The organism is Massilia haematophila (assembly GCF_042647645.1).
Classification (GTDB): Bacteria; Pseudomonadota; Gammaproteobacteria; order Burkholderiales; family Burkholderiaceae_D; genus Telluria; species Telluria haematophila.
In genome coordinates this window covers 4,640,941-4,654,231 of the sequence record NZ_JBHRVV010000001.1, presented here as the reverse complement: position 1 = coordinate 4,654,231, position 13,291 = coordinate 4,640,941, and the positions used below count along the sequence as shown (strand labels likewise).

The following is a 13,291-nucleotide window of genomic DNA, read 5'->3' as shown; positions in this document are numbered from 1 at the left end:
TGGCCATGTGCTTAGAAGCGGAAGTGCGAGAACGCCTTGTTCGCTTCAGCCATGCGGTGCACTTCGTCACGGCGCTTCATTGCGCCACCGCGCATTTCGGCCGCTTCCATCAGTTCACCACCCAGGCGTTGTGGCATGGATTTTTCGCTGCGCTTGTTTGCGGCTTCGCGCAACCAACGCATGGACAGCGCCATACGACGGACCGGACGAACTTCCACTGGCACCTGGTAGTTGGCGCCGCCGACGCGGCGGGATTTCACCTCGACCATCGGCTTGCAGTTGTTGATCGCGGCCGCGAACACTTCCAGCGGGTCCTTGCCCGATTTGGTCTGGATGTATTCAAACGCACCGTAGATGATGTTTTCAGCGACCGACTTCTTGCCGGACAGCATCAGAACGTTGACGAACTTGGCGACATCGGTGTTGCCGAATTTTGGATCCGGCAGAATCTCGCGCTTGGGTACTTCACGACGACGTGGCATTTCAATTCCTTCCTATCTTCAGTTGAGTGCTTGAACCGCACTCGCGAAAGACCCTCATGATCTTTCACTTACTCGGCCTTCCGGCCGGCTCAACTTAACTTTTTAATGTGACCTCGATGTGTCGAGACCGTGTGACCGACGAAAAAATTACTTCTTCGCAGCCTTGGCACGCTTCGCGCCGTACTTCGAGCGAGCTTGCTTACGGTCTTTCACGCCCTGGGTATCCAGTGCACCGCGGACCATGTGGTAACGCACACCCGGCAAGTCTTTCACACGACCGCCGCGCAGCAGCACGACCGAGTGTTCTTGCAGGTTGTGGCCTTCACCGCCGATGTACGAAATGACTTCGAAACCGTTGGTCAGGCGCACTTTGGCGACTTTACGCAGTGCCGAGTTCGGCTTCTTCGGGGTGGTGGTGTAAACACGGGTGCACACACCGCGCTTTTGCGGGCAGTTTTCAAGTGCCGGCGACTTGCTCTTCACAACCGCAGCAATGCGCGGCTTGCGAATCAGTTGATTGATGGTTGGCATCGTTCCTAATCCAACAAAGTTACTACCGTTGATGACCCAGACCAGATACAGCGCGGCCCGGGGACTGAAACCTAGTCCCGACTCAAGACTGACAGCGGAGGCGACGAAAGCCACTCAGCGGATGAGCGGCAGCGAGTGCGTATACGATGTGCAGAATAAATTCGAGAACTCGCGAGTATAGACTTCTCACAAGGGGCGGTCAACCGATTTGCTCGCTGCGTAGGCAGTTCCGGGCCGGAAAAACGGCGAAGCCGCGCGATCTGTGGCTGTCCGGATACAAGCGGCGGCGCGCACGATTGCCCCCTTCCAGGGCAGGAATAGCTTTTCCGGCGATAAAGATTGGATAATAGCCGACTTTTCCCTGCCGTCCGTCTCCCATGCGCCCGCTGCCGCGTCCCGCCCACCTGTATCTCGTGCTGACCTACCTGGTGCTGTCGGCGATGCCCTTCTTCCCGCTGCTGGTGGGCTTGCCGGTGCCGCGTCCGAGCCAGGTGCTGGGCGTCGAAGTCATCGCCTGGATCGCCGCCTGGGCCCTGTTCAAGCGCCCGGCCTGGTTCCACCCGCTGCTGCTGCCGGCCTTCCTCGCCCTGCCGACCGAACTCTACCTGTATATCTACTATGGCCAGGGCATCTCCACCCACCACCTGGGGATCATCGCCGAGACCAGTCCCGCCGAAGCGCTGGAGTTCATGGGCAGCAAGGTCTGGCTGGCGGGCGCGGCGCTGGCGGGCGTGCTGGCCTGGTGGGCCAGCAGCTGGCGCGCCGCGCTGCGCACCCGCGAGCTCGACTGGGACGACCGCTCGCGCTGGGTGGTGCTGGCCGTGCTGGCGCTGGCCGCCGCGCTGTTCGCCTACGGGAAGAAATACGGCGTCGCCCCCGATCCCGTCCCGGTTACGCGCGCGGCGCCGGCCGCCCGGGTCCACCTGGTTGCCGCCGGCAAGGCCGTGTCCGCGCCCGCCGCCCCGGCCACCGCCCTGCCCCGCCTGCCGCACTGGGCGCAGCTGCCGGTCGAGCTCGACGCCTTTGCCCGTTCCTGGCCCTTCGGCCTGGTCGCGCGCGGCGTCGACTTCTACAAGGAGCGGGTCTATCTCGCCGAACTGAACGGACGCAGCGCCGCCTTCCGCTTCGATGCGCGCCAGGCCGACCCGGACCAGGCGCCGGACATCTTGGTGATGGTGCTGGGCGAATCGGCGCGCTACGACCGCTGGAGCATCAACGGCTATGCGCGCCAGACCAATCCCCAGCTCGAGCAGGAAGAGAACCTGGTGCCGCTGCAGGACCTGATCACCTCGGTGTCGGCGACGCGCCTGTCGGTGCCGGTGATCATCTCGCGCAAGCCCGCCATGCAGAGCCTGAAGGACGGCTTCAACGAAAAATCCTTCCTGACCGCGTTCAAGGAGGCCGGCTATAAAACCTTCTGGCTGTCGAACCAGATCTCGTTCGGCAAGTTCGACACGCCGGTGTCGGTGTTCGCCAAGGAGGCCGACCGGGTCGAATTCCTGAACCTGGGCGGTTTCACCACCCGCTCGAACCTGGACGAGGTGCTGTTCGCGCCCTTCGCGCGGGCGCTGGCGGATCCGGCCCCGAAAAAACTGATCGTCCTGCACACGCTCGGCAGCCACTGGAACTACGCGCACCGCTATCCGGCCCGCTTCGACAAATGGACGCCCTCGCTGCGCGGCGTCGACAAGCCGGTCGTCACCGACGACGCGATCGAACCGCTGCTGAGCAACAGCTACGACAACGCGATCCTGTACACCGACTGGTTCCTGGCCCAGGTGATCGCCAAGCTGAAGGCGCCGGAGAAGGCGGCGGCGCTGATGTACGTGGCCGACCACGGCCAGACGCTGTACGACAAGTCCTGCAAGCTCGCCTTCCACGGCCACAACACCCAATACGAATTCCACGTACCGGCCTTTGTCTGGTATTCGAACCTGTACGGCGAGCGCTTCCCTGGCAAGGTGGAACAGCTCAGGCGCCACCGCAAGGCGCGCCTGTCGACCGAGAACGTGTTCCACACCTTGGTCGACCTGGGCGACATCCGCTATCCCGACGAGCGCCTCGAGCGCAGCATCGCCAGCGACAAGCTGAAGCGCCACAAGCGCTACGTCGACAGCTACGGCTGGGCCGACTACGACAATGCGCGCTTCAAGGGTGACTGTCGCGAGGTGATCGACAAGGGGACGCCGCTGCCGCGCAGGTGAGTGTGCGTCAGGACCGGGGGTGCGGGCGTTGTGGGGCTGTTGCCTGTGGCGTTATCGGTGTTCTGGATCCGCGTGGGCTCGAGAGCCCACCCTACGGGACACGCTGCGTATCCCGGTTTCGTATGAACTCGCTGTTGGCGGTGACCGTAGGGTGGGCCGGGCCGCGCTAGGCTCTCGAGCCCACGCGGATCATGCGGACCAATAACGCCACAGGCAACAGCCCCGACGGCGCGCGCCGACTGGCCGGAATGCGCTACATTGGCCGGCAGCGAGATTATTCGGACGCTGCCGGCAACGCCCAAAGACCCTTTGATCATCAGAATCAGACGGAGGCTGGAACATGAATCGCAGATCGACGCCCTGTGTCATCCCTGCCGTGTTAATGGCAATCCTCCTCCCCGGGCTCGCGCACGGCGCTGAAAAATTCCCTGACGCCATCGCATCCGACCCGGCCCGGCTTGGCTGGATGGTCGGCTCTCCCCCGCCGCCCGACCGCATCCTGCGCTTCGACGACGGCAGTTATTTCCGCTTCCCCGCTTTACGCTGGAGCGTGTCGAACTTCAGGCAACTGATGCCGACCGTGAACGTGTCGCGCGGGCTGGAGGCGCCGGCGCCGCTCGGGCGGTTCCTGCGCGACGATATCGATGGCCTCAGCTTCCAGCCCCTGGGCGGCGGCAAAGCGATGACCTGGCAGGAGTCGCTGCTGGCCAACTATACCGATGGCATCGTCGTGCTGCACCGGGGCCGCGTGGTCTATGAGCGCTACTTCGGCGTGCTCAAGCCGGAAGGCCAGCACGGCGCCATGTCGGTCACCAAGACCTTCGTCGGCACGCTGGCCGCCATGATGGTGGCCGAGGGGACGCTCGACCCCGGGCGCAAGGTCGCGCAATACGTCCCGGAACTGGGGCGTTCCGCCTTCGGCAATGCGACCGTGCGCCAGCTCATGGACATGACGACCGGGATCAAGTTCAGCGAGGATTACGCCGATCCCAAGGCCGAGGTCTGGATGCACGCCGCCGCCGGCAACCCCTTGCCCAAGCCGAAGGACTACAGCGGTCCGCGCTCGTACTACGAATTCCTGCAAACGGTGCAGCCCGAAGGCGTGCACGGCGAAGCCTTCCACTACCGCACCGCCAACACCGACGCCCTCGGCTGGGTCCTTGCACGCGTGACCGGGCGCTCGGTGGCGCAACTGCTCTCGGAACGCATCTGGAGCAAGCTGGGCGCCGAACAGGATGCCTACATGTCGGTCGATTCCATCGGCACGCCGTTCGCGGGCGGCGGGCTCAACACCGGGCTGCGCGACCTGGCGCGCTTCGGCGAGATGATCCGCAACGAGGGACGCTACAACGGACAGCAGATCGTCCCCAGGGCGGCGGTCGAGGATATCCGCAAGGGCGGCAAGCGCGACGACTTCGCCAAGGCGGGCTACAAGATGCTCGACGGCTGGACCTATCGCAACATGTGGTGGGTGACCCACAACGAGCATGGCGCCTTCATGGCGCGCGGCGTACATGGCCAGGCGCTGTACATCGATCCGAAGGCGGAAATGGTCATCGCGCGCTTCGCCAGCCATCCGACCGCCGCCAACGCGGCCAACGACGCGACTTCGCTGCCCGCTTATCACGCGCTGGCCACATTCCTGCTGCAGGGCGCCGGAAAAGACGGCGCCCGATAGCCGGTCCGGGCCGATCGCGGCTGTGTCCGCGTACGGTCGGACCACGCCGGACGGACAGTCCGGACACGCTGTACGCGCGTCCGCTCTTCATAAAATCAAGCACTTAGCGCCTGGCACGGATCGTGCAATAACGACGGCACCAACGTCGTTACTGGACACACCATGATCCGCGATACATCCCTGCAAGACGCCCTGCTCACGCCGCCGCCGGCGCAAAAGGCCAAGCGCCGCGCCCTGCTGGTCGGCGCCGCCGTCGCGCTGGCCGCGGTGGCCATTGCACTGCTTTCGAACTGGAGCGCCAGCGAGCGCTCGGTCAGCGCCAGCCGCCTGCGCATCGCCGAAGTCGGCCGCGGCACCCTGGTGCGCGACGCCTCGGTCAACGGCCGCGTGGTCGCCGCCGTCAGCCCGACCCTGTTCGCCACCGCGCCGGCCATCGTCAACCTGAAGGTCGCCGCCGGCGACACCGTCAGGAAGGGCGACGTGCTCGCCGTGCTCGAGTCGCCCGACCTGTCCGACGCCCTCAAGCGCGAACAGTCGACCTACGAGCAACTGAAGGCCGAGGTGGCGCGCCAGCAGATCCTGTCGCGCAAGCAGAAACTGCTGGCCCAGCGCGAAGCCGACACCGCCGAGATCGAGCGCCTGTCCGCCCAGCGCACGCTGGAACGCTACGACAGCGTGGGCCAGGTCGGCATCATTGCCAAGATCGACTACCAGAAGGCGAAGGACGCGCTGAACTCGGCCCAGATCCGCGCCAGCCACGCGGCCCAGGCGGCGAACCTGGAAGGCGACGACGTGGCGCTGGCGATCCGCACCAAGACCGGCGAGATGGAGCGCGCGTGCCTGGCCATGGCCAATGCACAGCGCCGCGTCGACGAACTGACCGTGCGTGCGCCGGTGGACGGCTTCATCGGCACCCTCAACGTCCAGAACCGCATGATGGTGGCCGCCAACGCGCCCCTGATGACCCTGGTCGACCTGTCGCGCCTGGAGGTCGAACTCGAGGTGCCCGAGACCTACGTGTCCGACCTCGGCCGGGGCATGAACGCCGAGATCGCCCTGCCCGCCGGCACGGCCACCGGCAAGCTGACCGCGCTCTCGCCCGAAGTGGTGAAGAACCAGGTGCTGGCGCGCGTGCGCTTCGACGGCGAACAGCCGCAAGGCCTGCGCCAGAGCCAGCGCGTCACGGCGCGCCTCCTGATCGAGGAAAAGCCGAACGTGCTGATGGTGGCGCGCGGCCCCTTCGTCGAGAGCGAGGGCGGACGCTTCGCCTACGTGGTGCGCGACGGCGTCGCCACCCGCACGCCGATCCGGATCGGCGCCACCAGCGTCTCGGCGGTCGAGATCCTGTCCGGCCTGAAGCCCGGCGACAGGATCGTCGTCGCCGGCACCGACGCATTCGAGAACGCGGCGAGCGTCTCCATCAACTGACAACAGAACCAGAACCCTCCTGAAAGGACATCCCATGCTGCGCATGACCAACCTCTCCAAGGTGTACCGCACCCACATGATCGAGACCCACGCGCTGCGCGGCTTCGAGATCCAGGTCAACCAGGGCGAGTTCGTGACCGTCACCGGCCCCTCGGGTTCGGGCAAGACCAGCTTCCTGAACATCGCCGGCCTGCTCGAGGAATTCACCAGCGGCGAGTACATCCTCGACGGCGTGAACGTGAAGGGCATGGACGACAATGCGCGCTCGCGCCTGCGCAACGAGAAGCTCGGCTTCATCTTCCAGGGTTTTAACCTGATCCCCGACCTGAACCTGTTCGACAACGTCGACGTGCCGCTGCGCTACCGCGGCTTCAACAAGGCCGAGCGCAAGGAACGCATCGAGGACGCGCTGGCGAAAGTCGGCCTGGCCTCGCGCATGAAGCACTTCCCGGCCGAGCTGTCGGGCGGCCAGCAGCAGCGCGTGGCGATCGCGCGCGCGCTGGCCGGCTCGCCGAAACTGTTGCTGGCCGACGAACCGACCGGCAACCTGGATACGCAAATGGCGCGCGGCGTGATGGAACTGCTGGAGGAGATCAACGCCGCCGGCACCACCATCCTGATGGTCACCCACGATCCGGAGCTGGCCGTGCGCACCCACCGCAACGTGCACATCATCGACGGCCAGGTGTCGGACCTGGTGCGCAAGGGGCCGACGCTGGCCGGCGAGCGCAACGCCCAGGCCGCGGTCTGAGGAGCGTCCCATGTTCGCCTACTACATCAAGCTCGGCGTGCGCACCCTGCGCCGCAACCCGGCGCTGACCGCCCTGATGGTGCTGACCCTGGCCGTCGGCGTGGCGGCCAGCGTCTCGACCCTGACCATCCTGCACATGATGTCGGGTGACCCGATCCCGCACAAGAGCGACCGCCTGTTCGTGCCGATCTTCGACGTCCAGCCGGCCGAGGGCTATGTGCCCGGCACGCCGTCGGACGAGCAGCAGGTCACCTACACCGATGCGATGAACCTCCTGAAAAGCCGCCAGGGCGTGCGCCGCACCGCGCTGTACGGCATCGCGCCCTCGGTCGAGCCGCTGCGCAAGGACATCGGCGCCTTCACCGCGCCGGGCATCGCGCCGACGCGCGACTTTTTCGCCATGTTCGAAGTGCCCTTCCTGCACGGCCAGCCCTGGAGCGAAGCCGACGACGCGCGCGGCGCCAACGTCGCCATCCTCGGCCGCCAGGTGGCGGAAAAGCTGTTCGGCGCCGCCAGCCCGGTCGGCCAGCGCCTGAACGTGATGGGCCAGCCCTTCACCATCGTCGGCGTGGTCGACGACTGGGAGCCGCAGCCGCGCTACTACAAGCTGGTCGGCGGCGACTACTTCGGCGTGCGCGAAGAAATCTTCATCCCGCTCGCCACCGCCGTACGCCTGGAAGCCTCGCGCAACGGCGGCATGAGCTGCAGCGCGCGTCCGGAGCCAGGCTTCCAGGGCGTCATGCGCTCGGAATGCACTTGGCTGCAGTTCTGGTTCGAGACCGCGTCAGGCGTCGAACGCGGCGCGCTGCACGATTACCTGAACGGCTACGCCGCCGAGCAGCGCAAGCTCGGCCGCATGCGCCGCGGCACGCCGGCCGAGCTGTACGACGTCAACCAGTGGATGGAGCACGAGAAGGTGGTCGGCAAGGACAACAAACTGTCGGTCTGGCTGGCCTTCGGCTTCCTGGCGCTGTGCCTGGTCAATACCATCGGCCTGCTGCTGGCGAAGTTCTCGGTGCGCGCCAGCGAAGTGGGCATCCGCCGCGCCCTGGGCGCCTCGCGCCGCGAGATCTTCCGCCAGTTCCTGACCGAGAGCGCCGTCATCGGCCTGGCCGGCGGCCTGCTCGGGCTGCTGCTGGCCTTCGGCGCCCTGGCCCTGATCGGCATGCAGAACCGGGAAGCGGCCGCGGTGGCGCGCATGGACCTGACCATGCTGGCATTCACCTTCCTGCTGTCGGTGCTGGCCGCGGTGCTGGCCGGGCTGTTCCCGACCTGGCGCGCCTGCCAGGTGACGCCGGCGATCCAACTCAAGTCGCAATAAGGAGCCATCATGGAAATCCGTCCCATCCTCTCCGCGCTCCTGCGCAACAAGACCGGCGCGATCCTGGTCGCGCTGCAGGTCGCGCTCAGCCTGGCGATCCTGGCCAATGCCGTGCACATCGTGAGCGAACGCCGCGCCGCCGCCGCCCGCCCCAGCGGCATCGCCGATGAAACGGCGGTGTTCAAGATCGACGTCAGTCACCTGTCCAGCGACGGCCCGGAGCAGCAGCTGGCGACGATGAAGCGCGAAAGCGAGCTGCTGCGCGCGGTGCCGGGCGTGGCCGCCGTGGCCCAGGTCAACCAGGTGCCGATGTCGCAGTCGGGCTGGAACAACAGCGTCGCGCTCGACCGCCGCCAGACCGACGAGTCCTCGCCCTCCTCGGCCTACTTCTCGCCCGACTCGCTGGTCAAGGCCTGGGGCCTCAAAATCGTCGAAGGGCGCGACTTCCTGCCCGGCGAAGCCCAGGACATCGACATCAACAAGAACGATGTGCCGCACGTGGTGATCCTGTCGAAGGCCCTGGCCGCGAAGCTGTGGCCGGGCCAGGGCGCGGTCGGCAGGATCATGTACTTCGGCACCGGCGAAGACGCGATGGAGGTGCGGGTGGTCGGCGTGGTCGAGCGCCTGCAGAGCCATGGCGCCGAGGTGAGCGCGCGCGGCGAGCTCTCGAGCATCGCACCGGTGCGCCTGTACGGCAGCAACCAGGCCTATACCTTCACCATCCGCACCGAACCGGGGCAGCGCGACCGCGTGATCCGCGAAGCGGAGGCGGTCCTGCGCAAGTCGTCCGCCACGCCGGTCATCCTCGAGACCCGCACCGTCGAGGGGTTGCGCAAGTCGCGCTACCGCGCCGACATGGCACTGTCGTGGATGCTGGTGACGGTCAGCGTGCTGCTGCTGTTGATCACCGCCAGCGGCATCGTCGGCATGGCCAGCCTCTGGGTCACGCAGCGGCGCAAGCAGATCGGCGTACGGCGCGCGCTCGGCGCACGCAGGATCGACATCCTGCGCTACTTCCTGACAGAGAATTTCCTGATCACCAGCGCCGGCGTGTTCGGCGGCGTGCTGCTCGGCGTCGGCCTGAACCAGCTCCTGGTGAGCAAGCTGGAGATGGCGCGCCTGCCGCTCGGCTACCTCGGCGGCGGCGCCATCCTGTTGTGGGCGCTCGGCGTGCTGGCCGTGTACGGACCGGCCTGGCGCGCGGCCAGCACCTCGCCGGCGCTGGCCACCCGCAGTACCTGATGCAGTACCTGACGCAGTACCTGATGGTTACCCGCCAATGCTATGCTAGCGCCCATGCCCACCGTACTCATCATTGACGACAACGCCGCCGTCGGCGTCGCCCTGGACGTGCTGTTCTCGCTGCACGACATCGCGGCGCTGCACGCGGCCTCGCCCGAGGAAGGGCTGGCGGTGCTGGCCCGCGAACCGGTCGACCTGGTCATCCAGGACATGAACTTCACGCTCGAGACGACCTCGGGCGAGGAAGGCGTGGCGCTGTTTCGCCGCATCCGCGCGCTGTACCCGGACCTGCCGGTGATCCTGCTCACCGCCTGGACCCACCTCGATGCGGCGGTCGACCTGGTCAAGGCCGGCGCCGCCGACTACCTGCCCAAGCCCTGGAACGACGAACGCCTGCTGGCGACCGTGACCAACCTGGTCGAACTCGGCCAGGCCAACCGCGCGCTGCTGCAGCGGGTCGGACGCGAGCGGCGCGAGCGGCGCGAACTGGAAAGCCAGTACGACCTGCGCGGCCTGGTCTGGGCCGACCCGGCCACCGAACGCGTGCTGCAACTGGCCTGCCAGGTGGCGCGCGCCGACGTGCCGGTCCTGATCACGGGCCCGAACGGCACCGGCAAGGAGCGCATCGCCGAGATCATCCAGGCGAATTCGCAAGTCAAGGACGGCCCCTTCGTGGTGCTGAACTGCGGCGCCCTGCCGTCCGAACTGATCGAGGCCGAGCTGTTCGGCGCCGATGCCGGCGCCTACACCGGCGCCTCCAGGGCGCGCGAGGGCAAGTTCGAGGCGGCCGACGGCGGCACCCTGTTCCTGGACGAGATCGGCAACCTGCCGCTGGCCGGGCAGATGAAACTGCTGCGCGTGCTGGAGACCGGGCGCTTCGAGCGGCTCGGCTCGAACCGCGAACGCCAGGTCAAGGTGCGCGTGATCAGCGCCACCAACGCCGACCTGGCGGCAATGATCCGCCAGGGGACCTTCCGCGAGGACCTGTTCTACCGCCTGAACGTGATCGAGCTGCGTTTGCCGCCGCTGGCGGCGCGCCCGGGCGACATCCTGCCCCTGGCGAACGGCTTCCTGGCGTCGGGCAGGCGCCTGGACCGCGGCGCCGAGAGCGCGCTGCTGGCCCACGCCTGGCCCGGCAACGTGCGCGAACTGAAGAACGTGATGGCGCGCGCCAACCTGCTGGCCCAGGGCGACGTGATCCGCGCGGCCGACCTCGGGCTGCCGGTGGCGGCCGTTTCGTCTCCGGCGCAGGCACCCGATGCGGAACCGGACCGCGACGCCATCGCCGGCGCGCTGGCGCGTGCCGGCGGCGTGGTCGCGCAAGCCGCGGCCGAACTCGGCCTGTCGCGCCAGGCCCTGTACCGGCGCATGGAGCGCCTGGGCATCGCCCGGCCGTAGGGTGGGCAGGTTTCCTGCCCACGCGTTCAACTGCCGCTGGCACGGCCGCTCCCTTCGCGCTTCGAATCCACACACCCATGCGCCTCTCCCTCGTCACCCGCTTCTCCGCCCTGGTCGGCACCCTGCTCGCGGTCGGCATCCTGATCGCCCTCGCGCTCGACCATTACTTCCCCGGCCGCCCGCTGCTGGTGTTCGCGCTCTGCCTGGCCTGCGTGGTGCCGACCGCCATCATCACCGTGCGCTCGCAGGTGCAGCCCATCCTGTCGCTGTTCCGGGCGCTGGAAGGCACGGTGACGAGCTACCGCGACGGTGACTTTTCCTTCAGCCTGCACTGGCCGCAGAACGACGAGCTGGCCGACCTGATCGCTGCCCACAACGCGCTTGGCCACGTGCTGCGCGAGCAGCGCCGCGACCTGGTGCAGCGCGAGCTGCTGCTCGACACCATGGTGCAGAACACGCCGGTGGCGATGCTGCTGCTGGCCGATGCGCCCCAGCGCGGCGCGGCCGTGGTCTACGCCAACCTGGCCGCGCGCCAGCTGCTGGCCGACGGCCGCAAGCTCGAAGGCCACCGTCTCGACGCGCTGCTGGCCGAGGCGTCGCCCGCGCTGAAGGAAGCGCTGGCGCGCGGCGGCGACGGCCTGTTCACCGCCGGCGAAGGAGAAGAAGAGGAGGTCTACCACTTGGCGCGCAGCCATTTCAGCCTGAACGGCCGGCGCCACGAACTGCTGCTGCTGCGCCACCTGACGGCCGAGCTGCGGCGCCAGGAAGTGCAGACCTGGAAAAAGGTGATCCGTGTGATCAGCCATGAGCTGAACAACTCGCTGGCGCCGCTCGCCTCGCTGGCCCACTCGGGCGCGGAGCTGGTGCGGCGCGGCCAGACCGAGCGCCTGCCGCAGATCCTGGAAACCATCGGCGAGCGCACCCGCCACCTGGAAAGCTTCATCCTCGGCTACGCGCGCTTCGCCAAGCTGCCCTCGCCGCGCCTGCAGCGCTGTCCCTGGCCGGCCCTGGTGGCGCGCCTGGGAACGCAGGTCGCATTCCGCGTGACCGGCGAACTGACCGAGGAAGCCGCGCAATTCGACACCGCGCAGATGGAGCAGGCCCTGCTCAATTTACTCAAGAACGCGCACGAATCGGGCTCCCGGCCGGAGGACGTGGAACTGCAGGTGCGGCGCGTCCAGGACATGCTGCGCATCGACGTATTCGATCGGGGCAGCGGCATGAGCGAAGCGGTGCTGACCAATGCGCTGGTGCCCTTTTACTCGACCAAGCGCAGCGGCACCGGCCTGGGCCTGGCGCTGGTGCGCGAGATCGCCGAGGCGCACGGCGGGCGCGTGCTGCTGGCCAACCGCGAGGGCGGCGGCCTGGTGGTGACCCTGCTCCTGCCGGCGACCTGACGCGCCGTCGGCGGCGGCTCTGGTAAGATCGGCCTTCATCACCGCCGATCCCGCCATGCCAAGCAAGCCCCCTCCTTTCGATCCCCGTTTCGCCCAGCCGGGCCATCCTCCCGCCACCATCACCGAATTCGACGGCGTACGCTCGCTGCACCTGGGCACCTCGTGGGAGCAAGGCGCGATGCGCCTGGCGCGTCCGGATGCGATCGAGCTGACCTACGTGCAGATGATGATGGCCTGGATGCTGTTTCTCGACGCGCCGCGGCACATCGTGCAGCTGGGCCTGGGCAGCGCGGCACTCACCAAGTTCTGCCATCGCCGCTTTCCCGAAGCGAAGGTGACGGCGGCCGAGCTGAACCCGAACGTGATCGCGATCTGCCGCGCCCTGTTCGAACTGCCGCCGAACGACGCGCGCCTGCAGGTGCGCGAGATGAACGCCCTCGACTTCGTGCTCGACCCGGCCAACCACGGCAAGGTCGACGTGCTGCAGGTCGACCTGTACGACGAGGAGGCGCGCGGGCCGGTGTTCGATACGCCGGCGTTCTATCAAGCCTGCTTCGACTGCCTGGGCCGGGACGGCATCATGATCACAAACGTGTTCGGCGACATCTCCTGCTACGACAGGAACCTGGACGCGATGCGCGAGGTGTTCGACGCCGTGGTATGGCTGCCCGAGGTGCACGACGCGAACATCGTCGTCCTCGCCTTCAAGAACGCACCAGAGATCGATTTCTCGGTGCTCTACGAGCGCGCCGGCGAGATCAAACGGCGCTACAACCTGCCGGCCAAGGACTGGGTCAATGGCTTGAAGGAGTGGATGCGCGACCAGCAAGAGTAGCTGGGTTCTAGAGCGCCATGAGGT

Annotated in this window: 11 protein-coding genes; 9 read left to right on the top strand and 2 right to left on the bottom strand. The window is 67.2% G+C overall.

Going from position 1 to position 13,291, the window contains the following annotated elements; genetic code table 11:
* Window positions 1-11 precede the first annotated feature (11 nt).
* Both rpsG and rpsL read right to left on the bottom strand, forming a co-directional pair.
* Window positions 12-482: a 30S ribosomal protein S7 gene (gene rpsG, locus ACFOPH_RS20540; RefSeq protein ID WP_312548342.1), complete on the bottom strand. Its 471-nt coding sequence runs from the start codon at window positions 480-482 to the stop codon at window positions 12-14.
* Window positions 483-629: 147 nt separating this feature from the next.
* The gene (rpsL, locus tag ACFOPH_RS20535) at window positions 630-1,013 is read right to left on the bottom strand and encodes a 30S ribosomal protein S12 (RefSeq protein ID WP_312548341.1); all 384 of its coding nucleotides are present in this window, start codon (window positions 1,011-1,013) and stop codon (window positions 630-632) included.
* 377 nt (window positions 1,014-1,390) lie between these two features.
* Between rpsL and ACFOPH_RS20530 the strand changes: the two genes are divergently transcribed.
* The 9 genes from ACFOPH_RS20530 to ACFOPH_RS20490 all read left to right on the top strand — a co-directional run bounded on the left by ACFOPH_RS20530 (window position 1,391) and on the right by ACFOPH_RS20490 (window position 13,267).
* Window positions 1,391-3,217, top strand: coding sequence for a phosphoethanolamine transferase (locus ACFOPH_RS20530; RefSeq protein WP_312548339.1), 1,827 nt, complete (start codon window positions 1,391-1,393; stop codon window positions 3,215-3,217).
* A gap of 382 nt (window positions 3,218-3,599) precedes the next feature.
* The gene (locus tag ACFOPH_RS20525; RefSeq protein WP_379737102.1) at window positions 3,600-4,895 is read left to right on the top strand and encodes a serine hydrolase domain-containing protein; all 1,296 of its coding nucleotides are present in this window, start codon (window positions 3,600-3,602) and stop codon (window positions 4,893-4,895) included.
* A gap of 162 nt (window positions 4,896-5,057) precedes the next feature.
* Window positions 5,058-6,323 (top strand): efflux RND transporter periplasmic adaptor subunit, encoded by a 1,266-nt coding sequence (locus ACFOPH_RS20520; protein WP_379737101.1) that lies wholly within the window; start codon window positions 5,058-5,060, stop codon window positions 6,321-6,323.
* A gap of 34 nt (window positions 6,324-6,357) precedes the next feature.
* Complete coding sequence (locus ACFOPH_RS20515; RefSeq protein ID WP_379737100.1) at window positions 6,358-7,074, top strand: ABC transporter ATP-binding protein; 717 nt, start codon at window positions 6,358-6,360, stop codon at window positions 7,072-7,074.
* Between the two features lie 10 nt (window positions 7,075-7,084).
* Window positions 7,085-8,395, top strand: a complete 1,311-nt coding sequence (locus tag ACFOPH_RS20510; protein WP_379737099.1) for an ABC transporter permease — start codon at window positions 7,085-7,087, stop codon at window positions 8,393-8,395.
* A 9-nt stretch (window positions 8,396-8,404) separates the two neighbouring features.
* Window positions 8,405-9,637 (top strand): ABC transporter permease, encoded by a 1,233-nt coding sequence (locus ACFOPH_RS20505; RefSeq protein WP_312548333.1) that lies wholly within the window; start codon window positions 8,405-8,407, stop codon window positions 9,635-9,637.
* Between the two features lie 54 nt (window positions 9,638-9,691).
* Window positions 9,692-11,035: a sigma-54-dependent transcriptional regulator gene (locus tag ACFOPH_RS20500; protein ID WP_379737098.1), complete on the top strand. Its 1,344-nt coding sequence runs from the start codon at window positions 9,692-9,694 to the stop codon at window positions 11,033-11,035.
* A gap of 77 nt (window positions 11,036-11,112) precedes the next feature.
* Window positions 11,113-12,432: a sensor histidine kinase gene (locus ACFOPH_RS20495; RefSeq protein WP_379737097.1), complete on the top strand. Its 1,320-nt coding sequence runs from the start codon at window positions 11,113-11,115 to the stop codon at window positions 12,430-12,432.
* Between the two features lie 55 nt (window positions 12,433-12,487).
* Window positions 12,488-13,267, top strand: a complete 780-nt coding sequence (locus ACFOPH_RS20490) for a spermine/spermidine synthase domain-containing protein (RefSeq protein WP_379737096.1) — start codon at window positions 12,488-12,490, stop codon at window positions 13,265-13,267.
* Window positions 13,268-13,291: the final 24 nt, after the last annotated feature.

Bases quoted from the DNA above. Each gene is read 5' to 3' on its own strand.
- rpsG (WP_312548342.1), bottom strand. From the start codon at position 482: ATGCCACGTCGTCGTGAAGTACCCAAGCGCGAGATTCTGCCGGATCCA.
- rpsL (WP_312548341.1), bottom strand. From the start codon at position 1,013: ATGCCAACCATCAATCAACTGATTCGCAAGCCGCGCATTGCTGCGGTT.
- ACFOPH_RS20530 (WP_312548339.1), top strand. From the start codon at position 1,391: ATGCGCCCGCTGCCGCGTCCCGCCCACCTGTATCTCGTGCTGACCTAC.
- ACFOPH_RS20525 (WP_379737102.1), top strand. From the start codon at position 3,600: ATGGCAATCCTCCTCCCCGGGCTCGCGCACGGCGCTGAAAAATTCCCT.
- ACFOPH_RS20520 (WP_379737101.1), top strand. From the start codon at position 5,058: ATGATCCGCGATACATCCCTGCAAGACGCCCTGCTCACGCCGCCGCCG.
- ACFOPH_RS20515 (WP_379737100.1), top strand. From the start codon at position 6,358: ATGCTGCGCATGACCAACCTCTCCAAGGTGTACCGCACCCACATGATC.
- ACFOPH_RS20510 (WP_379737099.1), top strand. From the start codon at position 7,085: ATGTTCGCCTACTACATCAAGCTCGGCGTGCGCACCCTGCGCCGCAAC.
- ACFOPH_RS20505 (WP_312548333.1), top strand. From the start codon at position 8,405: ATGGAAATCCGTCCCATCCTCTCCGCGCTCCTGCGCAACAAGACCGGC.
- ACFOPH_RS20500 (WP_379737098.1), top strand. From the start codon at position 9,692: ATGCCCACCGTACTCATCATTGACGACAACGCCGCCGTCGGCGTCGCC.
- ACFOPH_RS20495 (WP_379737097.1), top strand. From the start codon at position 11,113: ATGCGCCTCTCCCTCGTCACCCGCTTCTCCGCCCTGGTCGGCACCCTG.
- ACFOPH_RS20490 (WP_379737096.1), top strand. From the start codon at position 12,488: ATGCCAAGCAAGCCCCCTCCTTTCGATCCCCGTTTCGCCCAGCCGGGC.